The following is a 25,675-nucleotide window of genomic DNA, read 5'->3' as shown; positions in this document are numbered from 1 at the left end:
AGGTGTTTGTTACTGGTACGGGGCCGCGGGCGTTTTTTTGTCATTTTTTATCAGAGGGGGCTGAAGCCGCGAAAGCGGCTTGAGGAACGGAATAAATGTGTTAGGTTCGGCTAACAGTATGGGGTCTTGTCTGGACCCGGAACATCAAACATTCCGTTTTAATGACAATGGAAGAAAAGAACTATCTTGTTTCCGGTATGCATTGCGCCGGGTGTGCCGCTAAGGTGGAGCGCGCCGTGGAAGGATTGGAGGGGGTGGAGCGCGTAGAGCTGAATTTGCTGACGGGGAAGATGACCGTCTTGTTTGAAAGGCCTGATTCCCCCGCCATGGAGCGGATAGCTCCGGTGGTGGAGAAAGCCGGCTTCCGCCTGGCGGACTGGAAAGAGGAGCCGCTTGCCGGAACGGAGAGGGAGGAAAGGCTGGAACAGGAGGAAACGGGCGGCTCCCGTCTCGTTTGGTCCATTCTGCTGCTGGTTCCTTTGATGTATTTGTCCATGGGCCCCATGTGGAACTGGCCCGTCCCGGAAGGGAGTTGGGGGCTCTGGATGAATTGGTGGACACAAGGCATTCTGGCGGGTGCCGTCCTGTGGCTGAACCGGCATTATTTGATAAACGGCGTGCGGCAGCTTGTGGCGCTGTCTCCCAATATGGATTCCCTGATCGCCATCGGTTCCGGCTCCGCTTTTCTGTATGGGCTGTATTTGCTGGTAGCGGGGATGTGGCAGGGTTTCAGTGTGGAAGGAATGGAGCTGTATTTTGAATCTGCAGCCATGATCGTCACCCTGATTTCCCTGGGGAAATACCTTGAACGCCGCTCTTATCGGAAAACGAATGCCGCCGTAAAAGGGCTGGTGAAGCTGGTTCCCCAGGAGGCGCTGGTATGGCATGACGGCGCGGAGCGCGCCGTTCCGCTGGATGAAATTCGTTCCGGGGATCTGGTGGTGGTGAAAACCGGGCAGCGGATTCCGGTGGACGGCATGATTGAAGAGGGGCAGGCGGCTCTGGATGAATCGGACCTGACGGGGGAAAGCATGCCGGTGGACAGGGCGGCGGGGGACCGGGTGATCAGCGGAACGTTCAACCGGGCCGGGTATCTCAAAATCCGCGCGGAACGCGTGGGCGGGGATTCCACGCTGGCCCGCATGATCCGCCTGGTGGAACAGGCCAGCCAGTCCAAGGCGCCCATTGCGCGGCTGGCGGACCGGGTATGCTATTTCTTTGTCCCTGCGGTCATTGCCGTTGCCCTGGTATCGCTGGTTGGGTGGATGGCTGCCGGGGAGGGGTTTTCCTTCGCCCTCGCCAGGGCAATTGCGGTGCTGGTGATTTCCTGCCCCTGTGTCCTGGGGCTCGCTACGCCTATCGCCATTATGGTGGGGACGGGCAGGGGCGCGCGGCTGGGCATCCTGTGCAAGTCCGCCGGGGCTCTGGAAGCCCTGAGCCGCGTGGATACCGTCGTTTTTGACAAGACGGGCACCCTGACGGAAGGGGAGCCGCGGGTAGTGGCCGTGCTGCCGGAGGAAGGCATGGATGCGGACGCGCTGGTGGAAATGGCGGCGGCTTTGGAACAGGGTTCGGAACATCCTGTGGGAAAGGCTGTTTATGAACACGCCAGGCTTCTGAATTTGCCTGTCCGCGCCGTGGCGGATTTATCCGTGGTTCCTGGCCGCGGCATTGCCGGAACGGTGGATGGGGTGCCTTATGCGGTGGGCAATTCCGGATTCATGCAGGATAAGGGAATTTCCTGGAAGGAGGATGAAAGCCGCCTGCGGGAGTTCATGCGGCAGGGCGCGTCCCCGCTGTATGTGGGTAGGGGCGGATGCCCTGCCGGCGTCATCATGGTGGCGGATTCCCTGAAACCGGACAGCCGTGCGGCGGTGGACAGTTTGAAGCGGATGAACCTGCGCGTCGTCATGCTGACGGGGGACAACGCCGCCACGGCGCGGCACATGGCCGGAGAACTCCACATTGACGAGGTGGTCTCCGACGTGCTTCCGGATGAAAAGGCCTCCCATGTGATGAAGATGGAGGAACGCGGGGACAAGGTGGCGATGGTAGGGGACGGCGTGAACGACGCCCCGGCTCTGGCCTGCGCCCGGGTGGGCATTTCCATGAAGTCCGGAACGGAGCTGGCGATGGAATCCTCCGACATCGTGCTGATGAAAAGCAACCCCGCAGGCGTGGCGGAAGCTGTCCAGCTGGGCCGCACCACGCTGCTCATCATCAGGCAGAATCTTTTCTGGGCTTTCTTTTACAACATCATCGGCATTCCGTTGGCCGCCGGGTGTTTATATCCCGCCTTCGGCCTTACGCTGAATCCCATGATTGCCGCCGGGGCGATGAGTTTGAGTTCCCTGTGCGTCGTATTCAATTCCCTGAGGCTGCGGGGTTTCACCCCACGCCTGGGGCGCCTGGGGAAATAGGGCGGCCTCTCCCCCACCGGCGTTTCCCGTTCAGGAGGGCTGCAGCAGGGCCTGGGCCAGCGTGCGTGCGTGGTCTCCGCCGCCGCCCAGCATGCGGACCAGTTCATCCACCCGTTCTTCATGGCTCACCTCCCGCAGGCAGGAGATGGTGCGGTTGCCCGCGGATGCTTTCTGAACCAGGTAATGATGGGAGGCCAGGGCCGCCACCTGCGGGAAGTGCGTGATGGAGATCACCTGGTGCCTGTTTCCGAGCTGCTGCATCTTGAATCCCACAGCCCGCGCCACTTCTCCGCCCACGTTGGCGTCTATTTCGTCAAATACCAGCAGGGGGGTGGCATCCTTGTGGGCCAGGGCGCTTTTAATCGCCAGCATGATGCGCGCCAGTTCCCCGCTGGAGGCAATCAGACGGAGAGGCTTGGAGGGTTCTCCGGGATTGGGGCCAAACAGGAATTCCACCGTTTCCATTCCCTGTGAGCCCGGTTCCTGAAGGGGGAAGAGGCTCACTTCAAAGACGGCCTGGCGGAATCCCAGCTCCCGGGAGTGCCTGACGATGGAAGCCGCCAGCCTGGGCGCGGAGTCCTGGCGCGCTCTGGTCAGAGCCTGCCCGGCGGCGTCCATCTGCTTGCGCAGGGCGGCGATGGAGGCCCTCAGCTCGTCCAGGCGTTCCGTGCGGTGTTCAATGCGGTCCAGGCGGCTGGTCGCCTCCTCCCTCCGGGAACAGACGTCCTCAAAGGAGGGGCCGTATTTCATTTTCAGAGATTCCAGCAGGTTGATGCGTTCCTCCAGCTGGAAAAGTTCCCGGGGGTCGCAGTCCAGTTCGGCGGAATAATCCGCCAGGCGTCCCTCAATTTCCTTGAGTTCCAAATTCACTCCCGCCAATGGAGCCAGCCACGCGGCGGTGGAGGCGTCCATGCGTTCCAGCTCATGGGCCGCCCGTGTCAATTCCCTCAATTGGGTCCCTAGGCCGGGCACATCCGTTTCCTCCAGCATGGAAAGCATTTTGGAGACCTGTTCCCGGAGCCGGGTGCCGTTGCGGGCGCGCTGCCAGCGTTCTTCCAGCGTGAGCACTTCTTCCGGAGTGAAGGCGGCGGAATCTATTTCATCCACCTGGTGGCGCAGTAGTTCTATTTCCCGTGCGGTGGCCGCTTCCGCATGTTCCAGGTCATCATAGGCCCGGCGCGCATCCTGCCATTGCCTCCAGGCGTCCGAATAGGCGTGCACCAGGGGAGCGTGCTCCCCGAAGGCGTCCAGCAGGGAAAGCTGCCTTTCCTGGGAGACCAGGGAGCGGTGGTCGCTGGGGCCGTGCATGTCCACCAGGCAGGCTCCCGCTTCCCTCAGCAGATTCAGGGTGCACGGGCTGTCGTTCAGGAACTGGCGGTTGGCCGTGGAAGAGATGAGGCGCTTGATAATCAGGTTGCCGTCTTCGCAGGGCGGGACGCCATGCTCGTTCAGAATGGCGTGCACGGGGGAGGATTCCGGCAGATGGAACACAGCTTCCACGCTGCATTGCTGTTCCCCGGAGCGGATGAGCGTCTTGTCCGCCCGTTCTCCCAGCGCCAGGCGTATGGCTCCAATGATGACGGATTTCCCCGCCCCGGTTTCCCCCGTGATGCAGATGAATCCGGAACTGGGTTCCCAGAGCAGCTGGTCCACAAGGGCCAGGTTTTTAATTTTCAGCAATGTAAGCATTCGGGCTTTGGATTTTGAATGCATTATGGCATCATTTGCCCTAAACGCAATCATGACCTCTGTGATGAACATTCTCTTTTTGGGCACAGGAACGTCCACCGGAGTGCCGCAGATAGGCTGCTCCTGCGCGGTCTGCACGTCCCCGGACCCCAGAAACAGGCGGTTGCGTTCTTCAATTTATGTGGAGGCCGCTGGCACCCGCCTCCTGCTGGATTCTTCCCCGGATTTGCGGCAGCAGGCCCTGCGGGAAAATATCACGGATGTGGATGCCGTTCTTTATACGCATGCCCATGTGGACCACGTGGGAGGTTTTGACGATTTGCGCGCCTTCTGCTGGCGCCGGTCCGGCGGCCTGCCCATGTATGCTTCTCCCATGACGGTGGACGCCCTGCGGACCATGTACGGCTGGGCGTTCGTTCCTAAACCGGGGCGGAGCGGGTACGTCAGGCCGGAGCCTCACGAGGTGACGGCTCCGTTCCGTGTGGGGAACGTGCTGGCGACGCCCCTTCCGGTGCTCCATGCCGGGGTGGAGACATATGCCTATCTCTTGGAAGCGGAAGGCCGGAGCCTGGTTTACATGCCGGATGTGAAAAGCATCCCGGCCCCGTCCTTGGAGAGGATGAAAGGAGTGGATTTGCTGATTATTGACGGACTGCGTTATCATCTGCACCCCACGCACATGTGCCTGGAGGAAACGTTGGCCGCCATTGCCGCCGTCCGGCCCCGCCGCGCCGTGCTGACCCACCTGTCCCATGATATGGATTACGGGATTCTTTCCGGCAAGCTGCCGGAAAACGTCATGCCCGCGTATGACGGGCTGAGACTGTCCCTGCCGTAATGCTCACGCTGCATGTTCTCAGGCCATGACTATTCCAGACAATTCTGACCGTCCCGGCGCGCGGATACCGTGCGAAACCAGAAACGTATTCGGCTTTTCCGTAGCCGTCAGTTCCGTGGAAGAGATGTCCGCTGCGCTGGCGGAACGCGCGCTGGAGGCGGAAGCTCCGTTTCTGGTGGCCGCGGCGGATGCCCATGTGGTAACCCTCGGCGTGCATGACCGGGATTACGGGAACGTGCTGGAACGGATGGACGTGATTTGCCCGGACGGTATGCCGGTAGTGTGGAGACTGAACCGGGGGCTTTCTTCCGGGGAAAGGGAAGCGTGCCGCGTGAGCGGGCCAGATTTGATGGAAGCGCTGGTGCGTTCGAATGTGCAATATCCGGGCTTGCGCCATTTTTTGCTGGGCGGGGATGAGAAGCTGCTGGAAGCCCTGTCTGGGGCATTAAAGGAAAAATACCCCGGTTTTCAACTGGCCGGGGCGTATTCCCCTCCGTTCCGCCCTTGGACGGAGGAAGATCTGGAAAACATGCGGGAGGCGGTTGCTTCAAGCGGGGCCAATGTGGTATGGGTGGGGCTGGGCTGCCCGAAACAGGAGCGGTGGATGGCGGAGCAGAGGGAATTGCTGCCCCCCGCGGTTTATGTGGGCGTAGGGGCGGCGTTCGCTTTCCATGCCGGTACGGTGAAACGGGCTCCGCGATGGATGCAGAAGAACGGTCTGGAATGGTTGTACCGCATTTACCGGGAGCCGGGAAGACTGCTCAGGCGGTACGTGAAGCACAACAGCCTGTTCGTGTGGTACGTGCTGACGGGCAGATAGGGCCGTTTTTCCGGTGTGCGTCCCGGAGTAGAGCCGCGGGTTATTTTATCCTTGTGCCGTTTTCGTGCGGCCCTATCATGATTCCGTTTGAACCTGAACGGAAATGGTGGGCGCTCTTCCCTCCTTCGTCCTTAACCTTGTTTTTCTTATGTTCTTTCGCCGTATTCCCCGGAAAAGCTGGTATGAAAAAACTGTGGAACGCGTTTTCAGGGACAGGAAGCTGTGCGTGGAAAAGCTGCTCTCCTTCGGTTTCGTTCGTGTGGAAAGCGGTTTTCTGCGCAGGGCGGCATTGCTGGACGGCCAGCTCTGCATGGAATTGGAAATACACGCGGATGGTTCTGTTCATGCAACGGTGCATGATGCGGACGGGAAGAATATCCGGCATGCTGACCCGGGAACGGAAGACAGGTTGCGGACAAGAATGCTCCGCAGGGAATATGAGGAAGAACTGTGGCATGTGGCGGAATGCTGCTTTGAACCTGATTTTTTCAAGGCGGCTCCCGCCCGGAGCCTCATCGCGCACATCCGTAAAGCTTACGGGGAGGAACTGGAATTCCTGTGGAGGAAGTTTCCGGGGAACGCAGTGGTGCGGCGGAAGGATACGGAAAAATGGTACGCCGCTTTTCTGGCTGTGCCGCGCTTGAAGCTGGGGGGCAGTTCCAAGGAACGGGTGGAGGTTTTGAACCTGCGGGTTTGTCCCGGTGAGTCCGGGATTCTTGCGGATAATCGCAGCCGTTTTCCGGCCTACCATATGAATAAGAAAAACTGGGTGAGCTTCTGTCTGGATGGAACCGTTCCCTTTGAGGAATTGGCTGCGCGCCTGGAAACCAGCCGGAGGCTTGCCGGAAAGTGAGCTCCTCCGGCGCGGGATGTCGGGAGAAACCGTCTTCCCGCCCCCGGATGGACGGCCGGAAAGGGGGTCTTGACCCGGAAAGAGGCGGAGCCTACAGTAAGGGCATGAATATAGAAGAAAAAGCTCTGTCCACCTTCCGCACGGCGCCCTGGCGCCACAACTGCGCCCAGGCCGTCTGCGCGGCCCTGGGCAGGGAGGATTTGCTGGAAACCGTTTCCTCCTGCGGTACCGGAAAGGCTCCAGACGGACTGTGCGGCGCCCTTTACGGGGCGCTGCTGTGTACGCCCGTGCAGTCCAGGGAGGAGCTGAGGCGGCGGTTTGTGGAAAAGCTGGGCTATTCCCATTGCAGGGAATTGAAAAAAGAGGGGTCCGTGCCATGCCGGGATTGCGTTGCCTCTGCGGCGGTTCTGGCTTTTAACCTGAGGGAGTGAACGCAGAATGACACTGCCGGATTCATGGTTTTTCATGAAAAAAGAGTCTATTGGAATGAAACCAGATAGAATAACATCATGAAAAAATTGATCTATATGATAGCGGCAGCGGCCGTTGCGATTCCGGTGGTGGCCCTGGCCCAGGGAGCCTGCGGCAGCGGCTCCTGCTCCAAGGGAGACAAGGACATGGCTGAAGCCAAAGAGCACATGAAAGAGGGCGCCAAGGCTGCCAAGGACGCCGCCTCCGAAAAAATGAAGGAAGGCAGGCAGGCTGCCAGGGACGCCTATGAAAAGGGCAAGGAAACCGCCAAGGATGCTTATCAGGACAGCAGGGACGCCGTTGACCATGCGGCGGACAGGGCTGCCGATAAGGCCGAAGCCGTCGGTGACGCTGTGAAAAACGGTTAACTCAAACGATGAACAATAAAAATATTTGCTTATTATGTGCGAATCCAAGGATCATATGAATAAGGGCTGCGGATGTGCGAACGATGCCGCTTCCGGCAAAATGGAGGAAGGCAAGCACAAGATGAAAGACGCCTGCGAAAGAGGCAAGGAAGCCGTCAAGGACATGGCTGAAAGCGTGAGCGACAAGGCCAAATCCATGATGGACAAGGATAAGAATTCTTAGTCCCGGCGGCGGTTGAAGCAAGCCGTTTCCCATTCTTCCTCCCGTGCGCGGGATGACCTCCCCTTGTCCGGATTTCCGGACGAGGGGATTTTTATGCGGGCCGGTTTTCCGGGGAAGGGGTGTCCTGTTCCACGGGCTGGAGGGCATGCAGGCTGATTTTATGCCTTTTGCATAATTCCTCCACCCGGTCGCGTTCCAGCAAGATGGTTTTGCCCGCTTCCAGGGCGATTTGCCTGACGCCGCATTCCGCGCACGTTTCAATGGTGACGGGGCCGACTGTCGGGATATCAAAGCGCATGTCATGCCCCAGGCGGGCCACTTTGGCCAGCGTGGCCGGTTTGCCGTTGCCCAGTTCCCCTCCGCGGCGTATGCAGTTGTTGGTGCCTTCAATCGCTTCCACGGCGATGACGGTGCCGCCGTGCACGATGACGGACTGCCCGATGTGGAGACGGCTGATTTCCTTGGCCGTCTGCATGCCGAAGCGGGCATCCTCCCATTGTTCAGGCGTGGGAGGCGGTCCGGCGATATGCCCCGGCTGCGGCATGTGCTCCTCCATGTAGGTGGAGGCCGGGAGGATGGTGAAGCCTTCCTTTTCCGCTTCCGTGATGACGGCCCCAAGCAGGGAGTCCGCATTTTTTTCCGGCATGCGCATCAATACGGAAAGGGCGCGAAGGTCCGGACGGAGGGAAAGAATGTTCTTCGGATTGATGCCGCCGGCCATGATGACGTTCCTTACGCCGTGCTTTTTCAGGAAAGTGAACGGCTTGCTTATCTGGCCCACGCTGAATTCCTGGTAAGCGTCGCACAGGGGGATGACGGCGGGGTTGGTTTCCCCCTTGAACCCTACGGCCACGATACGCAATTCCGGCATCCGGCGGCGTGCGCCCCGGACAATATATTCCGGATAAACGCCGTCTCCGGCTACCAGGCCTAATACGGGCGGGTCTGTTGTCATGCGGCGTGAAGCTGGGGGAACGGGGCTGGTTACAGGTATTCCGGGCGCTGGAGCAATTCCGCCACGCGCTTGAGCAGGCGGCCGATGTCCGCTCCGTCCACCACGCGGTGGTCTCCCGTAGCCACGATGTTGGCCTTGGAGATGGGGATAAACGCCTCCACTTCGTCACTCCAGACCGGGGTTTTGGTGACGGCCCCCACCCCCAGGATAATGGATTCGCTGGGCATGGGCATGGGCGCGGCAAAGGTGAGGCCGAAGCCGCCGAAGTTGGTGACCGTGGCGATGCCGCCCGTGCTGTCTTCCGGAGCCAGCCTGCGGCGGCGCGCCTGGGCAATCAGCCTGTTATAGTCTTCCAGAAGTTCTTCCATCGTCCGTTCGTTCACGCGGCGCAGCACGGGAACCATGACGCCGTCCGCCACCTGGGCGGCGATGCCGATGTCAATTGTTTTGGGAGAAAGAATGTTTTCCCCCACCAGGTAGCCGGCGCATTCCGGGCTTTCCGCCAGGGCCAGGGCCAGGGCGCGGGCAAAGTACAGGGTGATGCCGGGCCGCAGCGGGGAATTTTGCCTGTGCTTGATGAGGGGGTCCATGAATACGGGACGCCCGGCGGAGGCCAGCGGACGCGTCCAGCTGCGGCGCATGGCGTCCGCCACGGCCAGCCGCATGGATGAGGCCTTGCGGTGCGGCCATTGGCTGACATATTCCAGGAATTCTTCCAGGTCGTCAATGGTGACGCGTCCGCCCGCCCCGGAACCGGAGATGAAAGCGATGTCGGAGGCGCTCATGCCCAATTCATCCATGCGCGCCTTCATCCGGGGGGACATGTAGTGCGCGCCCTTCATGCCGGCGGGTACGGGGAGGCCGCGTACGCTGGGCTGGACTTTCAGGTCCGTTCCGTTTTCCTGATAGGATTCCCCCGTCACCCCGAAGTGGACGCCTGCGGGTTTTTCCTCCCGGGGAGGGGCGGAGGGCGCGGCCTGGGGAACGGATTCCGGACTGGCTGGAAGGGACGGCTGGGTGGAATCTCCGGCCGGAGTCGCTCCGGAACGCTCAATTTCCTCTTCCGTGGCCTCAATCATGGCCATGCAGGCGCCGACCACGACGGATTCCCCTTCCTTGATGAACACATCGCTCAGGATGCCGCCGCACATGGTGGTGACCCCCATGGTGGCCTTGTTGGTTTCTACCTCAAAGATTTCCTGGTCGGCTTCTACGGTATCGCCCTGGGCCGCCAGCAGGCGCAGCACAGTGGCTTCCGCAATGGAATCCCCGAGCTGGGGCATCAGAATGGGTACTTTAGGCATGATGGAAACTGGGTTGAATCAAATGGATAGAAGATGGCGGATGGAGGCGGCAATGGATTCCAGCGTGGGGCGGTGCGCCTTCCAGAGGTTGGGGTGCTGGGGGATGGGGGTATCCCGTGCGTTGAGCCTCTGGGGCGGGGCATCCAGCAGGTGGAAGCCTTCCGCGACAATGCGTGAAACAACTTCCGCCGTGACGCCTCCCCACGGAAAATCTTCCCCGACGACCAGGACGCGGCCGGTGCGCGCTACGGAGGCGATAACGGTATCCATGTCCAGCGGGCGCACCGTCCGAAGATCCACGACCTCCACTTCATAGCCGCTTTCCTTCTCAAGCAGGTCTGCCGCACGCACGGCTTCCGGCACCATGGCGCTGTACGCCACCACGGTGGCATGCTTCCCCGTGCGGGCGATCCGGGCCGTGCCGAACGGGATGACCGGGGTTTCCCGGTAGTTGTCCTCCGCCTTCAGCCAGCGGTACAGGAACTTGTGCTCCAGAAAAATGACGGGGTCCGGAATTTCCACGGCCTGGCGCAGCATCCAGTAGGCATCCGCTACCGTGGCCGGAGTCATGACGTGCAGGCCCGGATAATGGGCGAACAAGGCTTCCAGGCTCTGGCTGTGGAAAGGGCCGGTGCCGGGGGTTCCCCCGCAGGGCAGGCGCACCGTGATGTTGGCGGGAATGCCCGTGCGGTAGTAATGGGTGGCCGCCATGTTGACAATCTGGTTGAAAGCGATCGTGCTGAAGTCGGCAAACTGGACTTCCATAATGGGCTTCTTGCCCATGACGGCGGCCCCGGTCACCATGCCGGCCATGGCGTCCTCACTGATGGGGGCGTCAATCACCCGGTCCGGGAATAGCTCCTTGAGGCCCTTGGTCGCTTTGAAAGCGCCGCCGAAAACGCCTATGTCCTGCCCGTACAGAAAGACGTCCCTGTCTTCCGTAAGCAGGTCTTTCTGGGCGTCGTGGATGGCATCAATGTATGTTACGCTCATGGGAATATTCCGTTTGCTGGCTTAATAAGGTCTCCATACCGTGGCGTTCCAGTCTTCCCGGAAGGGGTCCGGTTCCGGTTCCCGCTGCGCGGTGGCTACGGCCAGCTGGACTTCATCGGCATACTGTTTTTTCAAAGCCGCCGTTTCTTCCGGCGTGAGCCAGCCGGCTGCCAGCAGCTGCCGTTCCGCGACTGCTACGGGGTCTTTTTTTTCATATTCCTCTTTCAGTTCCCTGGGGATGTAGGAGGCGTCGTCATGTTCCCCGTGCCCGCACATGCGGAGGGTCTTGGCAAGCACCCACTGGGGGCCCCGGCCTTCCCTCGCGTTATTGACGGCGGTCCGGAAGGTTTCCAGCGTGGCCATGAAGTCCGTGCCGTCCGTTTCATGCACGGTGAATCCGTAGCCGCGGCCCCTGTCCGCCAGGGAGGCTTCTCCGAATTCCCTGATATTGGGGGTGGAGTAGGCAAATTGATTATTGGTTACCACGAGCACCAGAGGCAGCCGCTCCACGTTCGCCATATTGGCGGCTTCGTGAAAAGCTCCCGTGGACGTGGTGCCGTCGCCGCAGAAAGCTACTCCCACGGGGCCGGGCAGTTTGCCGTCCAGGCGCTTGGCGAAAAGGCAGCCGATGACGAAAGCCACCGTGCTGCCCAGATGGCTGATGGGAGCCATATAGCCTTCCGCTGGCAGGCCCCGGTGGACGTTGCCGTCCCGCCCTTTCATATATCCCAGGGCGGAACCCAGATAGGCGCGTGCCGCTTCAATAATCGGTTCCCCCCAGGTGACGCGTGCCGCCTGTTCCCGGATGAACGGGGCGATTACATCGTAGCCGGCAGTCAGAAAGACGCCTCCGCATGCGGCAATCGCTTCATGTCCGCGGCCCAGGTAAACGCCCCCCGTAATTTTGCCCGCTTTGTAAAGGCTGGAAATTTTGGTGTCAAAAGCCCGCGCCAGCAACATGGCCTTGAAAGCCCTGACGGCATTTTCCTTTAAGTCCGGTTGTGTAGTGTCGCAATGTGCCACCCCATTATTTTATATGCTGCATAAGGAAATGCAATGCCATTTCATGAAACTGCCTGAGACTTTGTGTCCGCAGGCGCGGGGCCGCTCCGCAGGGCGGCGGAGGTTCGCGGGGGGCGGTTCCCGGCTGGCGGGAGCGCTTTTGCATCTTCCGCTCCCGCCAGCGGATGCGCGGAAATTTCCGGATTCATTTCCCACCCGGCGGCAGGCTGCATCTCAGTTCGAATTTGGGATTTGCCACATCGTAATCTCCGGGAAACAATTCCGTCTCCATAATGATTTTATCATATTCCTGCGCAAAAAGGTCCGGAAAAACGCCGGGCGCCTCCGCAATGCCGCTTTCCTGCCTGATGGCGCAGAGAAAGGAGGCGGCGGGCAGACGCATGATTTTCTTCATCCGCCGGGCGTCTCTTCCGGCCGCTTCCACCTCCACATACAGGAACTGCTCCGTCCCTGCTTTCCGGTGGAAGGAAAGCAGGCCGGCTTCCGCGCCCAGCCGCAGCTGGCAGCGGTCAATATCGTCAAAGATGCGGGTCATGAGGATGTTAAATTCCGGAGTATGCTGTTTTCCCGCATAGGGCGCCACCCAGCAGTATTTTTCCGGCAATGCGTGGATGGCCTGTTCCCCATGAAGCAGAAGATCTTCTTCCCGGTCCATCTGTTTCCGGAATTTTTCCAGCAGGCGCAGCTTTTCCTGAATATCCCTGATTTTCCGGTGTGCCAGCATGGTGCCGTGGGAGAAAAGTTTCTTATAATGGATCCTTCGCTGGTCCCTGGTCAGGAAGCCGGTAAATTCCTTCAGGGGAATATCCAGGAAAATGCAGGCGCGGATGGTATCCACCACGGGAATCTGGGAAAGAGTGTAGTAACGGTAGCCGGTGTCCGGGTCCGTATAGGCCGGGAGCAAAATGCCCAGTTGTTCATAATACCGGAGGGATTTGACATGTACGCCGGTCTGTTTGGACAGATTGCCGATGGTTAGTAAATTCTGTTTGTCCATCCTGTATTGCGGTTGGTGGGAGGGAATTGATTGTTTCCGCCGGAAGAGCCCCGGCGGCAACGGGAGCTGCGCGCAGAAGAAACCTTTCTGAAGACGAAGTTATTTCCGTCATCTATAGGGTTTTTATTGTCAATAATTTACAATAAATGACAAAGACCTTCCCCACTTAATTTTTCCATTGCCTCTTGACTCTCCCATTATGGGATACTTTACATCATATGGCAATTGAAAAATCCCCGGTCTTGTCGGAAGTGCGGTTCCGGGGTTTCTTGAGGTTCCAAACAGCATGATTCCTGATGAAAATAATTAATCTTTTATTCTGCATGCCCCTGCTGGTGGTTTGCTTCTCCTGCCAGCGGGAGGGTGAAAGCCAGGCAGGCGGATTTCCCGGCGAAACCGTGCCGGAAGTGTCTGTCATGACGGTACGCAGTACTCAGGTTCCCGTAACCGCCAATCTTCCCGGCCGTATGGAAGCGTATCTCCAGGCGGAAGTGCGCGCCCGCGTGACGGGAATTATTCAGGAACGCTGCTATCAGGAAGGGCAGACGGTCCGGCCGGGCGATCTTCTTTTTAAAATAGACCCGGCTCCGCTTCAGGCTGTCCTGGATGAATGCAAGGCTGCAGTGGCTCGTGCCAGGGCCGTTCTGTCGGATGCGGAGGACAAGGCCGCCCGGTATTCCTCCCTGGTCGCCAAGGGCGCCGTCAGCATACGTGAGCATAAGCAGGCCAGGGCGGAGGAAGAACGGGCCAGGGCGGAATATGCCGCCGCGGCCGCCTCTCTGGAGCAGGCGCGCCTGAATCTGGAATATACCCGGGTGGAGGCGCCCATCTCCGGTCGCGTGCGCCGTGCCCTGGTGACGGAAGGGGCGTTTGCCAACCAGAACGAATTCACCCACCTGACCACCATTGAACAGATTGACCCCATTTATGTCCGCTTCAGCCAGCCGGCCTCCCAGTACAGCAGCCTGCGCCGCGCCGTCGTATCCGGATTGTGGAAGGGTGTGCCGCTGGGCGAAATCAAGGTGCGCCTGCTGCTCTCCAATGGGGAGGAATACCCCCATTCCGGCAGGATCATTTTTTCCGACATGGCGGTGGACCCGAATACGGATACTATTGAAATGCGGGCCCTGTTCCCCAACCCGGACCATGAACTGCTGCCCGGCGCCTATGTGCGCGTGGTATTTGACAGGGCGGTGCGGGACAACGTCTTCGCCATTCCCCGGGATGCCGTCATCCGCACCGCGCAGGGCGCTTCCGTCTTTGTTGTGGGGCCGGAAGGAGTGCTGGAAGCGCGCCCCGTCAGGGCGGATACGCTGAACGGCCGGGAATGGCTGGTTTCAGAAGGCCTCCGGGATGGGGACAGGGTTGCCGTCAGCCACACGATGTCCCTCCGCCCCGGCATGAAAGTCCGCAGCGCCGCCGCCCGGCCGCAACCCCATGCCCAGCAATAAACCGCCATGCCTGATTTCTTCATACGCCGCCCCATTTTTGCCTGGGTAGTCGCACTCCTGATTTCCCTGATGGGCCTTCTGGCCATCCCCAGCCTGCCCATTGCCCAGTATCCGGACATTGCTCCCCCGGTCATCACCCTGCGCACCACATATCCGGGGGCTTCCGCCCAGGATACGGAGGAAGCCGTGACCGCCGTCATTGAAAAGGAAATCAACGGAGCGCCCGGCCTGATGTACATGTCCGCCACCAGCAGCTCCGACGGAGCCGTGGAAATAGCCGCTACGTTCACGCAGGGCACGGATCCGGATATTGCCGCCGTAGAAGTGCAGAACAGGCTGAAAATCGTGGAATCCCGCCTGCCGGAATCCGTCCGGAGAGAAGGCGTGTTCGTGGAAAAATCATCCAACAATATTCAGGCGATGATCTCTCTCTCTTCTACAGGCAGCCTGAATGATACGGAGCTGGGGGAATGGGCTTCCGCCCGCATCATCCCGGAACTGAAGCGTGTGAAAGGCGTCGGGCGTGTGGAGCTTTTCGGTGCGGAGACATCCATGCGCATCTGGCCGGCCCCGGAAAAACTGGAGGCGCTGGGCCTGACCCCCACGGATATTGTCAATGCCGTGGCTGCCCAGAGCGAGCGCATCATCATCGGGGACATCGGGGGGGCGTCCGTTCCCGAATCCGCCCCCATCAACGCCGGCGTGGTAGCGGAGGACGCTTTCCGTACGCCGGAGGAATTCGCCTCCATTGCGTTGAGGACGCTTTCAGACGGTTCCTCCGTCAAACTGGGGGACGTGGCGAGGGTGGAGCTGGGCGCCAACAGCTACGCGTTCTTTTCCCGCTGCAACGGCCAGACGGCCACCGGAATGGCCATCAAGATGGCTCCCGGCTCCAATGCCGTGGAAACCATGGGCCTCCTCAAGGCCAAGATGGATGAACTGTCCAGGGATTTCCCGCCCGGAGTCTCCTACCAGATTCCCTATGAAACCACCCACTTCGTGGAAATCTCCATCCAGAAAGTCATCTCAACCCTGCTGGAAGCCGTCCTGCTGGTGTTCCTGGTCATGTTCCTGTTCCTCCAGAACTTCCGGGCCACCCTGATTCCCACGCTCGTCGTTCCCGTAGCCCTGCTGGGAACTTTTGCCGTGATGTGGCTCTCCGGGTTCTCCATCAACATGCTTACCATGTTCGGCATGGTGCTCAGCATCGGGATTCTGGTGGATGACGCCATCGTGGTGGTGGAAAATGTGGAACGCATCATGATGGAGGAAGGCCTGGATGCCCGGCGCGCCACGGTGAAAGCCATGAAGCAGATCGGCGGGGCCATCGTGGGCATCACCGCCGTGCTCGTGGCGGTTTTCGTGCCTATGGCCTTTTTCAGCGGAGCGGTGGGAAACATCTACCGGCAGTTTGCCGTAACGCTCATTGTGTCCATCTCCTTCTCCGCGTTTCTGGCCCTTTCCCTGACTCCGGCGCTGTGCGCCGCCATGCTGAAACCCTCCTCCGTGGAGCACCAGGAGAAAAAAGGGTTTTTCGGATGGTTCAACCGGACGATACACCGGTCCACGGACCGGTACGGCCGTGCCGTATCCGGAATGATCCGCCGCCCTGTGCGCTCCCTGTTCCTGTATGCCCTCATTATTGCAGGGGCCGGCTATTTGTACCTGACGCTGCCCACTTCCTTCCTTCCGGAAGAAGACCAGGGCAACTTCATGGTGACAGTGTCCCTTCCTGCCGGCTCTCTTCAGAAGGAAACCAGCACGCGGCTGCGGGAAGTGGAGAACTACCTGATGCGGCATGAGCCGGTGGAATACGCCTATTCCGTGGGCGGCTTCAGCTTCATGGGCACCGGCGCCAACATGGCGATGCTGTTTGTCAGCCTGAAAAACTGGGATGAGCGGTCCGGTGAAGACAATTCCGCCCAGGCGATTATTGACCGCGTCAACGCCCGCTTTGCCGGAGACCGCCAGATGATGGTCATGGCTCTGAACGCGCCGGCCCTGCCGGAGCTGGGCAATTCGTCCGGATTTGATTTCCGCCTTCAGGACAAGGGCGGCCTGGGGTATGACCGCATGGCGGAAGCCCGGGACGAACTCCTGGCCCGCGCCAATGCAGACCCCAATCTGGCGGGCGTTTATTTCTCCGGCCAGGCGGATACGCCGCGGCTGCATGTCTCCATTGACCGGGAAAAAGCCTTTTCCATGGGAGTGCCCATGGCGGAGATCAGCAATTCGCTGGCCGTCATGTTCGGGTCCAGCTATGTGGGGGATTTCATGCATGACGGCCAGGTGCGCCGCATCATGGTGCAGGCGGACGGAAAAAGCCGCCTGAACGGAAACGACATTGAGGACCTTCATGTCCGCAATGGCCAGGGGAAACTTCTGCCCCTTTCCTCCTTCGTCCGGCTGGGGTGGACGGCGGGGCCTCCGCAGCTCACGCGCTACAATAACTATACCTCCTTCACTATCAACGGTTCTTCCGCGCCTGGCAAAAGCAGCGGAGACGCCATGAACGCTTTGGAACAGATTACCGCCTCCCTGCCGCAGGGCGTGGGGTTCGAATGGACGGGGCAATCTTATGAAGAAAAGCTGGCCGGTTCCCAGGCCACGCTGCTTTTCGCTCTGTCCATCCTGATTGTTTTCCTGGTGCTGGCGGCCCTGTATGAAAGCTGGTCCATTCCGTTGGCGGTTATTCTGGTCGTGCCCCTGGGGCTGCTTGGCGCCCTGCTGGCCGTCTTCCTGCGCGACATGCCCAATGACATCTACTTCAAAGTGGGCCTGATTACGACCATTGGCCTTTCCGCCAAGAATACCATTCTGATTGTGGAAGTGGCCAGGGAATTTTACCGGGAAGGCATGAATGCGGCGGAAGCTGCCGTCGCCGCCGCCAAACTGCGCCTGCGGCCCATCCTGATGACCTCCCTGGCGTTCGGGGCGGGCGTCGTTCCGCTGGCGTTCGCCCATGGGGCGGCGTCCGGTGCGCAGCGCGCCGTGGGCACCGGGGTGCTGGGCGGCATCATTACGGCCACGCTGCTGGCCATCTTCCTGGTGCCCCTCTTCTTCCGCCTGACGGCCGGAAAGAGGAACCCGGCTCATCCGGAAGAGGCCCAGGGCCGGATTCCCGCCGAGGGAAACTTTTCGTGAACGCCGCCGGAATAGGGGGGCGGAGCACGCTTGTTTTCCCCATGGCAGGGGCCGTGAAAGGCTCCTGCCGCCTTGTTGCGGTAGGAGTTCCCGCATGCCGTGCACGAGGGTTATTGACGGGCGTATTTCGAATCCGCTATTTAGCGGGCCTTCCGATATTAATGATTCTTTTTAAAAGATATGAGACTTATTCTTCCATTGCCGTTGCGCCGCTTCCTGCTGGGGCGTCTTCTGTTTTCCGTAACGATGGCGACTGCCGCTTCCGGCGCGGAATTTGTGGTGGACGCCGCCCAGGCAGCCAACCCGGGGCAGCATGTGTATAACACGCTTCAGGAACTGGCTGATTCCGGAGCGCTGTCTTCCGGGGATACCGTCATTCTGCATAATGACGATTCCTCGCTGACCGCCGGCTTGCCGGTAGCCGTCAATTTCCGTTCCAATGATCCGGGTATTTTCCGTACCATTGATTTGGCAGGATTGGGAGAAAGGGAGGTCCTTTATGATTTTTCCGGGGCAGGGTTAAATGACATAACATTGGAAATGAATTCCATCATCCTGAGTGGTTCCGTAAACCAGCTAACTCGGAGTATGACCTTTTCTTCGTTAATGATAGAAGGTAAGGTACAATTTGACCGTAACTGCGTAGAAAACAGAAGAGATAATGTCGATAGAATTGCCATTGCTCTGTTATATAGTTCTCATCGTGGAGAGATTTTGAAGTTAGGAGACGGCGTTATTTTTTCCAACAACTGTGTGCTAGGCGTTGATAACAGGTCGGCCCGTGGCGGGGTATTGTTAAACAGTTCAATTTCGCCGATCACCATAGGAGATCATGCTGTCTTCTCTGGCAATTATGCTTTCAGTAATTTGAATAGAGCTGAAGGAGGGGTTATTTATAGTAACGATAATACAATAACCGTAGGAGACAATTCCTTCTTTATCGGCAATTATGCTTCCAGCGTTTCCAAGTCAGCTATCGGAGGAGTTATTACCTCCAACAAAGCAAAATCTACTGTGGGAGCCAATGCAACCTTTATCGGCAATTATGCTTTCAGTAATTTGAATGGAGCTTTTGGCGGCGTATTCTACTCCGCGCGCCATCGCTCTGTTGGCATGGGATTTCATGAAGAAATAGCTGTAGGAGCCAATGCTACATTCATCAACAATTATGCTTTCAGCAATTCCACTACAGCTTCGGGGGGCGTGATTTGCTCTAGTGGGGATATCTCTTTCAGCGATGGGGCAACATTCATCAACAACTATGCCAAGACCTCAGGAGGAGCCATTGAATTAGCAGGGAAACTCGACCTTCTCGCCCTGACGAAAGACGTGCTTTTCAGCGGCAACATGACCGGGGGAGTCTTCACCCGCCATGACGACGGCACCTTCTCTGTGGAAAACGGCGTCGCCAATGCTATTCACCTTACTACGGGTGCAACAATCCCCGAAAGTGCTATAGAGACACAGGGCAGTCTCGCCTTAGCCGCGGAGGAGGGGCGCGAAATCCGCTTCAACGACCCGATTACCAGCCGGAGCGAAAACTCCGACTGCCCCATGACCCTCACGCTCAACCGCTGCACGGATGAGGAAGGGAACATTCACGACACGGACGGAACCATCATCTTCAGCAGCGAACTCTACCAGGGGGAAGAAGCCCACCTCGTTGCCAGCCGGTACAACAACTTCGTGGCCGACACCACCCTCTATGGAGGAACCCTCCTGCTGGAACACGGCGCCGTCTTCGGCAGGAATCTTGAAGACATGCGGAATCTGGGTAATGACTCTTCTTCCCTGACGGTGGAAAAAGGTACGCTGGAAATCATCGGAGGAAGCACGGCCAACGCCGCCGCCTTCTCCCTCTCCGGCAGGGACGCCGTGCTGCGCCCGGGTGACAGCGCCTTCATCAACGCCAACACCGCCGACTTCTCCCGCGGCTTCACCTTCGACATGCGCCACCAGCTCCAGTCCGGGCCGGGCTCCGGGCCGGGCCTGACGCTCTCCGCGGCTCAATCCTTCACGGCCGGAGGCCTCATCGGCGTGGCGGACACGGGCTCCAACGCCCCGTACTTCTATGCGGACCGCTCCTGGAAACAGGACCGCGTCTTCCACGTGCTGACGGACGCGGAACACACCCTTCAGGGAAACTTTGACGGAGTCGTCTTACACGGGAACCTGGAGCCACCGGTGGACGGACGCCGACGGAGACGGCTACGCCGAACAGCTCCAGCTGGTCTGGAAGGCGGACGGAACCCCCATCAGCAGCATTGACCCGGAACTGGTTGGGGAACTGGCCTTCAACTCCCTCTGGAGCTCAGCCTCCAACGCGGCGGCCCTGGGCGGCAATGTCCTTTCCCGCCTGAACGTCTTCCGCCTGGCCGACAAGCATGCCCGCGACCTGTGGGGCATGGGCCTGGGAGACTTCGCCCGGCAGCGCAGCCGGGGAGGCGCGGACGGCTACGACTACAGCGGAGGCGGCTACTCCGTGGGGGCGGACAGCGGGTTCGGCCATGACAACGGCATCTGGGGGATCGCCTTCGGCCAGCTCTACGGGCATGCCAAAAGCCGGGGCTTCCAGGGCCGGAACACGCAGGACACCCGGATGGGCTCCCTGTACTGGGGCCGTCTGCTGGAAGAAAGCAGGCGCGCCCGCTGGACCTTCAAGGGAAGCCTCACGTGGGCGGAGACGAACAACAAAATGACCAGCCGCCTAAGCGGAGCTCCGGCTTCTACGGGCAAATGGAACAATGAGACGTGGCTGGCGCAGGCGGAAGTGTCCCGGACGGCGGACTATGCCGGGGGATGGAGGCTGACGCCCTTCCTGAGGGTGGAATTCACGCATGGCCGGCAGGACGCTTTCCGGGAACAGGGAGGGTATGGGCGTGATTTCGGAGGGGCGGCGCTGAAGCGCCTGTCCATTCCCGTGGGGCTGGAAATAGGCAGGACGGACGAATGGAAGGGAAGGCCGTGGGCGCAGGCCCTGCGCGTATCCTACGTGGGAGACGTCTTGCAGGACGTGCCGGAAGGAACGGTGTACAGCCCGTACAGCGACATGAGCTGGAGGGGGAGGGCGGTGAGCCCGGAACGGCACGGTTTCCGCGCGGAGTACAACACGTCCCTGCAGTGCAATGAGCGCTGGAGCGTGTACGGAGGCTACAGCCTGGAAGCGAGGGGGAACTCCCTGTACCACCGCGTCAACGCCGGCGTGGCCCGGAGTTTTTAGAAGGCTCTTCGAGGAACTCAACTATAAACATCATCCTATTATTTCAGCATGAATATACGCAAGAAAGTGATATTTGCCGTCATGGCGCTGGCTATTCCTTCATCATGGGCGGATATTCCGGAATCCTCCGTACCCGTCGCGGCCGTCTCTGCCGTTAAAGGCGCCTGGCCCAGGGCCGGCTTCATTGAATGGGACGCCAGCGGGTCAGGAAAACTTTATGAGGCCGAGTTCAAAATCAACGGTTTTGAATTTGACGTCAAAGTGACTCCTGAAGGAAAGATTGTCCGGGTGAAGGAAGAAATAGCGGTATCTTCCCTTCCTGAGCCGGTTCGCGCGGCCGCCCTGAAACCGTACCCCGGCGGCAGAATCAGGGAGGCGGACAAAGTGACGCAGGGAGAACTCATCCGTTACAAGGTGGAGGTAATGGACAATCTGGACGATTACGATATTCTGCTGACTCCGGACGGCACGATCCTTTACATTGACCAATAAATGGCTCCGCCCATAAGGGAACTCCGTGTCCTGCCGGGTGAATGCCGGTGTGGCCCGGAGTTTCCGAGAACAATTCTTCAGTAATAACCTGAAGTCATCAAGGAAGTAAGGAGAGGGGCGTTTTCCGCGCGGGCCGCGGGAGACGCCCCTTTCTGATTGATGGGCGATCGTCGGGACGATGACGATATTTTGCCGGCCCCGGATGGCGCTCTCTTCTTGACGTGGAATATGAAACGGCTCTGGCCATACAGCCGGAAACCGGCACCGCCCTGTCAGGTAAAAAGCCCTGACAGGGCGGCGCTTTTTTGAAAAAATCCCATCGCCTCACGGGGGCGCTGGCATTTGTTTTTTCCATTTTCCCTGTGCGCGGTGCGGCATGCGCCCAAGTGGAGTTTGTGGGCTGGCGGCCGGGCCAGGCAGTCCGGACAGTTCCGGACGGAACGCCTCGGGGTTTCCCTCCGCAGCAGGGCACGGGATTATTCCCTGCCGCGGGCGTTCAGGAAAATGAACACGTAATACAGCAGCATGGCCAGGGAGGAAAGCGCGCCTACCACATAAGTCATGGCGGCCCAGAACAGGGCGCTCTTGGCCCTTCCATGGTCGAAATAGTTCATCAGGTGGGAGCGGTCCAGCCATTTCAGGGCCCTGGCGGAGGCGTCAAATTCCACGGGAAGCGTGATGAACGCGAAGGCAGTGGTCACGGCAAACAGGCCAATGCCCAGCCCCAGCACCCACGGAGAGCCGCCCATGGCCAGCAGCACAATGCCGATCATCAGCACAATGCCCACCAGATTGGAGGAGAGCTGGACGATGGGAACCAGCGCGGACCGCAAGCCCAGCCAGTGGTAAGCCTGGGCATGCTGTACGGCATGCCCTACTTCATGGGCGGCGACGGCAGCGGCGGCAATGCTGTTGGAATTGTAAACGGACTCGCTCAGGTTGACGGTTTTATCTGCCGGATTGTAATGGTCCGTCAGATGGCCGGGCGTGGAAATCACTTTCACGTCCGTAATATGGTTGTCCTTCAGCATCTGCTCCGCCACCTGCCTCCCTGTTACGGGAATGGAAATCTGGGAATATTCGCTGAAGCGGCTCTTCATGCGCGCGCTGACCAGCCAGCTCAGAAGCATGGAGCCCAGCAGAATCAACCAGTAAATGGTATAGGAATGCGTTGGGGCGGTTTCCGCCGTCTGTACCGTATAGGAAAGGAGATCGATATTGAATAACTCAATCATTGCAAATTTGACCTTATATCATCAGGCTTTGTTGAATCCAGAGGGCGCCGTGTCAGCCTCCGGGGGGAGTTCCCCGGCTTCTGTCATACGGAAATGTGCGGAAAAACGGCGAATTCAATCATCCGTTTTTTGAGAGAGGAGCTTGCCGTCCGGAGAATAATAAAGCTCCACTTTGCGCACGGCGGGGGATTCGGACCGGCAGTCCACCCGGTACTTTAGGACTCCTGTCCGTGATTTTCTTGTTGATGCGGAGAAGATATTTACAAAGTAGATTGATCGAAAAAATCCCATTTCCAGAACAGAGGATAGAATAGAAAATGAAATTATGACGGGAATGGTTATTGTTCCTTTTTAACCAAATCCGGGTACTTGGTGGAAGGACCATATTTATTGTCATCTATTTCGGAATCCTTACAAAGGATAACTAAATTGACAATTCCAAGAATGATGCACATCAATAAAGAGCACACACCAACAGCAGATGATGGCGAGGTGAATATGGCAAGAAATAACATTATTGTACTAATTACCGCCAGCCATACGGCTAAACTGCCGGAATACCCAGCATCATGGTAACGCTTTATTGTAATAGGCAAGGTGTAGAATATCTCGAACAACAATAGTAATATTACGGAGACAATAAATTCTGTCAGGTCAAATGCAGTTTCTATGAAACTATTACATATAATTCTACCTATCATGATAAATGTGAAATAGCGTACCCAGTATTGTTTTCTCGTCATACGCCCTCCATACAAAGATGGTTTGAAGAGGGTGCTTTTTTCTTTTTTGGTAGGCTCAACAAGAGTTACTGTCGGAGAATGCAAAGGATCCATATTTTTTCAAAATAGTTAAATAATTTTATTAAATAATGGGAAATACCCTCCTTATCAAGGCTAAAATGCAGTGAAGTTTTATAGCGGGGAGATATTTTTTATGAAAAGCAACATATATGGATGTTTTGTGACAATTCAGCCATCAATGAAATGAATCCGGGCATGGCGGGGTTTCTTGTCGCCAAAAAGCGGATGGTGGAGTTGAATGGCGGCATGCAACAGGGTATTGTCTATTTGCTTGGAGCGGGTCCCGGCGACCCCGGCCTGATAACCGTCCGCGGGCGGGAACTGGTGGGAATGGCGGAAGTGCTGGTATATGATGCGCTGAGTTCGGCGGAAATGCTGAACTGGGCTCCTGCTGCATGCGAAAGGATTTTTGTGGGCAAGCGGGCTTCCCGCCACGCCCTGCCGCAGGAGGAAATCAACGCCCTGCTGGTCAGGCTGGGCCGTGCCGGGAAAAAAGTGGTGCGCCTGAAAGGGGGCGACCCCTACGTCTTCGGGCGCGGGGGGGAGGAGGCGGACGCCCTGCATGAAGCGGGCATCCCTTTTGAAGTTGTTCCGGGCGTTACTTCCGCCATTGCGGGGCCTGCCTACGCAGGCATTCCGGTGACGCACCGCGGGTACTGCACGCAGTTTACCGTATTTACGGGCCATGAAGGCGAGAACAAGAAGGCGTCTTCCCTGGATTTGAGGGGAATAGCCGAGGCGCAGGGCACGAAAGTCATGCTGATGGGAATGCGGAAACTGGCGGATGTATGCGAAGCCCTGATCGGGTACGGGCAGGAACCGTCTGTGCCTGCCGCCGCCGTCCAGTGGGCCACCACGGGCATTCAGCGCACGGTTACGGGAACTGTGAAAACACTGCCCGCCAGGGTGCAGAAGGCCGGGTTGGGCGCTCCCGCAGTAGTTGTAATCGGGGATGTGGTGAAAGAACGCGAGTCCCTGAACTGGTTTGAAAAACTGCCCCTGTTCGGCAAGCGCATCGTGGTGACGCGCACCCGTGCCCAGGCCGGGGAATTGAGCGCGCGCCTGCGCCGCCTGGGGGCGGAAGTGCTGGAGATGCCTGTCATACGCATTGCCCCGCCCTCCAACAGGAGGGAATTTGCGGAAAGCGTGGTGCATGCCCACACATATGACTGGCTGGTGTTTTCCAGCCCCAACGGGGTGGAACGCTTCTTCCAGGCGTTTTTTGCCGTGTACAGGGACATCCGGAGCATTGGAGGAGCCAGGATTGCGGCCATCGGGCCAGGGACGGAGGCGAAGCTCCGGGAATACGGGCTGGCCGTGGATGTCATGCCTAAAAAGTTTGTGGCGGAGGGCCTCGTTAAAGCGTTCAGGGACGCACGCGAAGAAATAGGAACCATTGAACACAGCACATTCCTGTGGGTGCGCGGAGAAGAAGCGCGCCGCGTGATTTACGACGGGTTGAATGCGCTGGGCGCCATTGTGGACGAATGCATCGCCTACAAAACGGAAGCGGAAACGGAGGATGTGGCGGGAGCCCAGGCGGCTTTCCGCGAACGCGGAGCGGACATCGTGACGTTCACCAGTTCCTCCACGGCGGAGAACTTTTTCAAGCTGGGGCTTCCGTGGCCGGAGGGATGCAGGGCCGCCAGCATCGGTCCGGTAACCACGGCAACCCTCAAGGAGCTGGGGCATGCCCCTTCAATTACAGCGAAAACACACGATATCAACGGTCTGGTGGAAGCCATCGTCAAGGCCGCCGGCAAATAGGGAAAACGGCGCGGACGGCGTGAAACGCCGGGCCGGGCAGATGGGAAATACAAGGCGGGGAACGCCGTTTAAAAGCCATTGACGGCTTCCCAGCCGATGACCTTCCCGTCTTCAAACAGGACATTGCAGGAGACGGGCGGGCGGCTGCCCAGGGGCATCGTGACGCCTATCCCGGTGCCTATGCCGGAATCCCTGCCCCGGAATCCTCCTCCGCCCAGGCCCAGGGACCAGCCCGTGCCGCTCCGCGTGTAAATCCACCGTTCCGTATTCTTCCCGTTCATCCTGCCCGCCATTTTCTGTTCGGGTTCCCCCCATGCCAGCAGAACCGCCATGGGAGACATTCCTTTTTCCAGCTCCCCGCGCGCCACTTTGGCCTGATGCTCCTTCGGGAGCTGTTCATAAGCCGGCATATTCTTCGCAATGCGGTCGGACGGTGCAGGGGAGCAGGCTGCCAGCAGCACGAGGCAGGAAGGAAGAAGAACGAAAGAAAAACCAGTTTTCATCATCCCGTAAATAGCACGGCAGCGGATGGCAGGCAAGGTGGCAGAGCGGCTTTTCGGAAAAATGGAGATAAGGGAATCCGTTATTTTGACATAAAAGCGCGCTTTT

At 58.8% G+C, this 25,675-nt stretch carries 22 protein-coding genes; 13 read left to right on the top strand and 9 right to left on the bottom strand.

The window, feature by feature from the left end:
- The first annotated feature begins 161 nt into the window (after nucleotides 1-161).
- Nucleotides 162-2,420: a heavy metal translocating P-type ATPase gene (locus BHW66_RS06960; RefSeq protein WP_215833660.1), complete on the top strand. Its 2,259-nt coding sequence runs from the start codon at nucleotides 162-164 to the stop codon at nucleotides 2,418-2,420.
- Nucleotides 2,421-2,450: 30 nt separating this feature from the next.
- On the opposite strand, the gene recN is transcribed toward BHW66_RS06960, so the two are convergent.
- Entirely contained in the window at nucleotides 2,451-4,109 is a 1,659-nt protein-coding gene (recN, locus tag BHW66_RS06955) for a DNA repair protein RecN (protein ID WP_046434595.1), read from the bottom strand.
- 64 nt (nucleotides 4,110-4,173) lie between these two features.
- Between recN and BHW66_RS06950 the strand changes: the two genes are divergently transcribed.
- The 6 genes from BHW66_RS06950 (at nucleotide 4,174) to BHW66_RS06925 (ending at nucleotide 7,682) form a co-directional block, all read left to right on the top strand.
- Nucleotides 4,174-4,947 carry an MBL fold metallo-hydrolase gene (locus BHW66_RS06950; RefSeq protein ID WP_046434597.1) on the top strand — a complete coding sequence of 258 codons (774 nt, stop codon included), beginning with the start codon at nucleotides 4,174-4,176 and terminating at the stop codon, nucleotides 4,945-4,947.
- A gap of 25 nt (nucleotides 4,948-4,972) precedes the next feature.
- Nucleotides 4,973-5,767 (top strand): WecB/TagA/CpsF family glycosyltransferase, encoded by a 795-nt coding sequence (locus BHW66_RS06945; RefSeq protein ID WP_094140487.1) that lies wholly within the window; start codon nucleotides 4,973-4,975, stop codon nucleotides 5,765-5,767.
- A 103-nt stretch (nucleotides 5,768-5,870) separates the two neighbouring features.
- Entirely contained in the window at nucleotides 5,871-6,620 is a 750-nt protein-coding gene (locus BHW66_RS06940; protein WP_094140485.1) for an MmcQ/YjbR family DNA-binding protein, read from the top strand.
- 104 nt (nucleotides 6,621-6,724) lie between these two features.
- Entirely contained in the window at nucleotides 6,725-7,051 is a 327-nt protein-coding gene (locus BHW66_RS06935; protein WP_046434602.1) for a hypothetical protein, read from the top strand.
- A 78-nt stretch (nucleotides 7,052-7,129) separates the two neighbouring features.
- On the top strand, nucleotides 7,130-7,459 hold the full coding sequence (locus BHW66_RS06930; RefSeq protein ID WP_046434370.1) for a hypothetical protein: 330 nt from the start codon (nucleotides 7,130-7,132) through the stop codon (nucleotides 7,457-7,459).
- Between the two features lie 55 nt (nucleotides 7,460-7,514).
- The gene (locus BHW66_RS06925; RefSeq protein WP_153816450.1) at nucleotides 7,515-7,682 is read left to right on the top strand and encodes a hypothetical protein; all 168 of its coding nucleotides are present in this window, start codon (nucleotides 7,515-7,517) and stop codon (nucleotides 7,680-7,682) included.
- Between the two features lie 91 nt (nucleotides 7,683-7,773).
- Here BHW66_RS06925 and lpxI read toward each other — a convergent pair whose 3' ends face one another.
- The 5 genes from lpxI to BHW66_RS06900 all read right to left on the bottom strand — a co-directional run bounded on the left by lpxI (nucleotide 7,774) and on the right by BHW66_RS06900 (nucleotide 12,954).
- Nucleotides 7,774-8,637, bottom strand: a complete 864-nt coding sequence (lpxI, locus tag BHW66_RS06920) for a UDP-2,3-diacylglucosamine diphosphatase LpxI (protein ID WP_046434374.1) — start codon at nucleotides 8,635-8,637, stop codon at nucleotides 7,774-7,776.
- 29 nt (nucleotides 8,638-8,666) lie between these two features.
- Nucleotides 8,667-9,941, bottom strand: coding sequence for a 2-oxo acid dehydrogenase subunit E2 (locus BHW66_RS06915; protein WP_046434376.1), 1,275 nt, complete (start codon nucleotides 9,939-9,941; stop codon nucleotides 8,667-8,669).
- Between the two features lie 18 nt (nucleotides 9,942-9,959).
- Nucleotides 9,960-10,934: a transketolase C-terminal domain-containing protein gene (locus BHW66_RS06910; protein ID WP_046434377.1), complete on the bottom strand. Its 975-nt coding sequence runs from the start codon at nucleotides 10,932-10,934 to the stop codon at nucleotides 9,960-9,962.
- Between the two features lie 21 nt (nucleotides 10,935-10,955).
- A complete protein-coding gene (locus BHW66_RS06905; RefSeq protein WP_232053480.1) occupies nucleotides 10,956-11,957 on the bottom strand; it encodes a thiamine pyrophosphate-dependent dehydrogenase E1 component subunit alpha in 1,002 nt (333 codons plus the stop codon).
- 184 nt (nucleotides 11,958-12,141) lie between these two features.
- Nucleotides 12,142-12,954 (bottom strand): MerR family DNA-binding transcriptional regulator, encoded by an 813-nt coding sequence (locus tag BHW66_RS06900; RefSeq protein WP_215833661.1) that lies wholly within the window; start codon nucleotides 12,952-12,954, stop codon nucleotides 12,142-12,144.
- A 296-nt stretch (nucleotides 12,955-13,250) separates the two neighbouring features.
- Between BHW66_RS06900 and BHW66_RS06895 the strand changes: the two genes are divergently transcribed.
- The 5 genes from BHW66_RS06895 to BHW66_RS06875 all read left to right on the top strand — a co-directional run bounded on the left by BHW66_RS06895 (nucleotide 13,251) and on the right by BHW66_RS06875 (nucleotide 21,261).
- Nucleotides 13,251-14,405 (top strand): efflux RND transporter periplasmic adaptor subunit, encoded by a 1,155-nt coding sequence (locus BHW66_RS06895; protein WP_046434379.1) that lies wholly within the window; start codon nucleotides 13,251-13,253, stop codon nucleotides 14,403-14,405.
- A 6-nt stretch (nucleotides 14,406-14,411) separates the two neighbouring features.
- A complete protein-coding gene (locus tag BHW66_RS06890; RefSeq protein ID WP_046434381.1) occupies nucleotides 14,412-17,549 on the top strand; it encodes an efflux RND transporter permease subunit in 3,138 nt (1,045 codons plus the stop codon).
- A 180-nt stretch (nucleotides 17,550-17,729) separates the two neighbouring features.
- Complete coding sequence (locus BHW66_RS06885) at nucleotides 17,730-19,817, top strand: hypothetical protein (protein WP_286688981.1); 2,088 nt, start codon at nucleotides 17,730-17,732, stop codon at nucleotides 19,815-19,817.
- Complete coding sequence (locus BHW66_RS06880) at nucleotides 19,777-20,769, top strand: autotransporter outer membrane beta-barrel domain-containing protein (RefSeq protein WP_286688984.1); 993 nt, start codon at nucleotides 19,777-19,779, stop codon at nucleotides 20,767-20,769. The genes BHW66_RS06885 and BHW66_RS06880 overlap by 41 nt, the downstream gene beginning before the upstream one ends.
- 48 nt (nucleotides 20,770-20,817) lie before the next feature.
- On the top strand, nucleotides 20,818-21,261 hold the full coding sequence (locus BHW66_RS06875; protein ID WP_046434387.1) for a hypothetical protein: 444 nt from the start codon (nucleotides 20,818-20,820) through the stop codon (nucleotides 21,259-21,261).
- Between the two features lie 476 nt (nucleotides 21,262-21,737).
- Here the strand turns inward: BHW66_RS06875 and BHW66_RS06870 are convergent, their stop codons facing one another.
- Nucleotides 21,738-22,418 (bottom strand): zinc metallopeptidase, encoded by a 681-nt coding sequence (locus BHW66_RS06870; protein ID WP_094140722.1) that lies wholly within the window; start codon nucleotides 22,416-22,418, stop codon nucleotides 21,738-21,740.
- Between the two features lie 416 nt (nucleotides 22,419-22,834).
- On the bottom strand, nucleotides 22,835-23,332 hold the full coding sequence (locus BHW66_RS06865; protein WP_046434389.1) for a DUF805 domain-containing protein: 498 nt from the start codon (nucleotides 23,330-23,332) through the stop codon (nucleotides 22,835-22,837).
- Between the two features lie 162 nt (nucleotides 23,333-23,494).
- Between BHW66_RS06865 and cobA the strand changes: the two genes are divergently transcribed.
- Complete coding sequence (gene cobA / locus BHW66_RS06860; RefSeq protein ID WP_232051378.1) at nucleotides 23,495-25,066, top strand: uroporphyrinogen-III C-methyltransferase; 1,572 nt, start codon at nucleotides 23,495-23,497, stop codon at nucleotides 25,064-25,066.
- Nucleotides 25,067-25,134: 68 nt separating this feature from the next.
- Here cobA and BHW66_RS06855 read toward each other — a convergent pair whose 3' ends face one another.
- The gene (locus tag BHW66_RS06855) at nucleotides 25,135-25,572 is read right to left on the bottom strand and encodes a hypothetical protein (protein WP_012419945.1); all 438 of its coding nucleotides are present in this window, start codon (nucleotides 25,570-25,572) and stop codon (nucleotides 25,135-25,137) included.
- Nucleotides 25,573-25,675 lie beyond the last annotated feature (103 nt).

Source organism: Akkermansia sp. 54_46, assembly GCF_001917295.1.
Lineage (GTDB): Bacteria > Verrucomicrobiota > Verrucomicrobiia > Verrucomicrobiales > Akkermansiaceae > Akkermansia > Akkermansia muciniphila.
This window is presented reverse-complemented; position numbering and strand designations above follow the sequence as displayed.

What these genes read in the sequence shown, in the direction of transcription:
- BHW66_RS06875 (WP_046434387.1), top strand. Translation starts at nt 20,818, where the DNA reads ATGAATATACGCAAGAAAGTGATATTTGCCGTCATGGCGCTGGCTATT.
- BHW66_RS06960 (WP_215833660.1), top strand. Translation starts at nt 162, where the DNA reads ATGACAATGGAAGAAAAGAACTATCTTGTTTCCGGTATGCATTGCGCC.
- BHW66_RS06855 (WP_012419945.1), bottom strand. Translation starts at nt 25,572, where the DNA reads ATGATGAAAACTGGTTTTTCTTTCGTTCTTCTTCCTTCCTGCCTCGTG.
- BHW66_RS06945 (WP_094140487.1), top strand. Translation starts at nt 4,973, where the DNA reads ATGACTATTCCAGACAATTCTGACCGTCCCGGCGCGCGGATACCGTGC.
- BHW66_RS06900 (WP_215833661.1), bottom strand. Translation starts at nt 12,954, where the DNA reads ATGGACAAACAGAATTTACTAACCATCGGCAATCTGTCCAAACAGACC.
- recN (WP_046434595.1), bottom strand. Translation starts at nt 4,109, where the DNA reads ATGCTTACATTGCTGAAAATTAAAAACCTGGCCCTTGTGGACCAGCTG.
- BHW66_RS06950 (WP_046434597.1), top strand. Translation starts at nt 4,174, where the DNA reads ATGAACATTCTCTTTTTGGGCACAGGAACGTCCACCGGAGTGCCGCAG.
- BHW66_RS06935 (WP_046434602.1), top strand. Translation starts at nt 6,725, where the DNA reads ATGAATATAGAAGAAAAAGCTCTGTCCACCTTCCGCACGGCGCCCTGG.
- BHW66_RS06940 (WP_094140485.1), top strand. Translation starts at nt 5,871, where the DNA reads ATGGTGGGCGCTCTTCCCTCCTTCGTCCTTAACCTTGTTTTTCTTATG.
- BHW66_RS06915 (WP_046434376.1), bottom strand. Translation starts at nt 9,941, where the DNA reads ATGCCTAAAGTACCCATTCTGATGCCCCAGCTCGGGGATTCCATTGCG.
- BHW66_RS06895 (WP_046434379.1), top strand. Translation starts at nt 13,251, where the DNA reads ATGAAAATAATTAATCTTTTATTCTGCATGCCCCTGCTGGTGGTTTGC.
- BHW66_RS06910 (WP_046434377.1), bottom strand. Translation starts at nt 10,934, where the DNA reads ATGAGCGTAACATACATTGATGCCATCCACGACGCCCAGAAAGACCTG.
- BHW66_RS06885 (WP_286688981.1), top strand. Translation starts at nt 17,730, where the DNA reads ATGAGACTTATTCTTCCATTGCCGTTGCGCCGCTTCCTGCTGGGGCGT.
- cobA (WP_232051378.1), top strand. Translation starts at nt 23,495, where the DNA reads ATGGCGGGGTTTCTTGTCGCCAAAAAGCGGATGGTGGAGTTGAATGGC.
- BHW66_RS06930 (WP_046434370.1), top strand. Translation starts at nt 7,130, where the DNA reads ATGAAAAAATTGATCTATATGATAGCGGCAGCGGCCGTTGCGATTCCG.
- lpxI (WP_046434374.1), bottom strand. Translation starts at nt 8,637, where the DNA reads ATGACAACAGACCCGCCCGTATTAGGCCTGGTAGCCGGAGACGGCGTT.
- BHW66_RS06925 (WP_153816450.1), top strand. Translation starts at nt 7,515, where the DNA reads ATGAATAAGGGCTGCGGATGTGCGAACGATGCCGCTTCCGGCAAAATG.
- BHW66_RS06865 (WP_046434389.1), bottom strand. Translation starts at nt 23,332, where the DNA reads ATGGATCCTTTGCATTCTCCGACAGTAACTCTTGTTGAGCCTACCAAA.
- BHW66_RS06890 (WP_046434381.1), top strand. Translation starts at nt 14,412, where the DNA reads ATGCCTGATTTCTTCATACGCCGCCCCATTTTTGCCTGGGTAGTCGCA.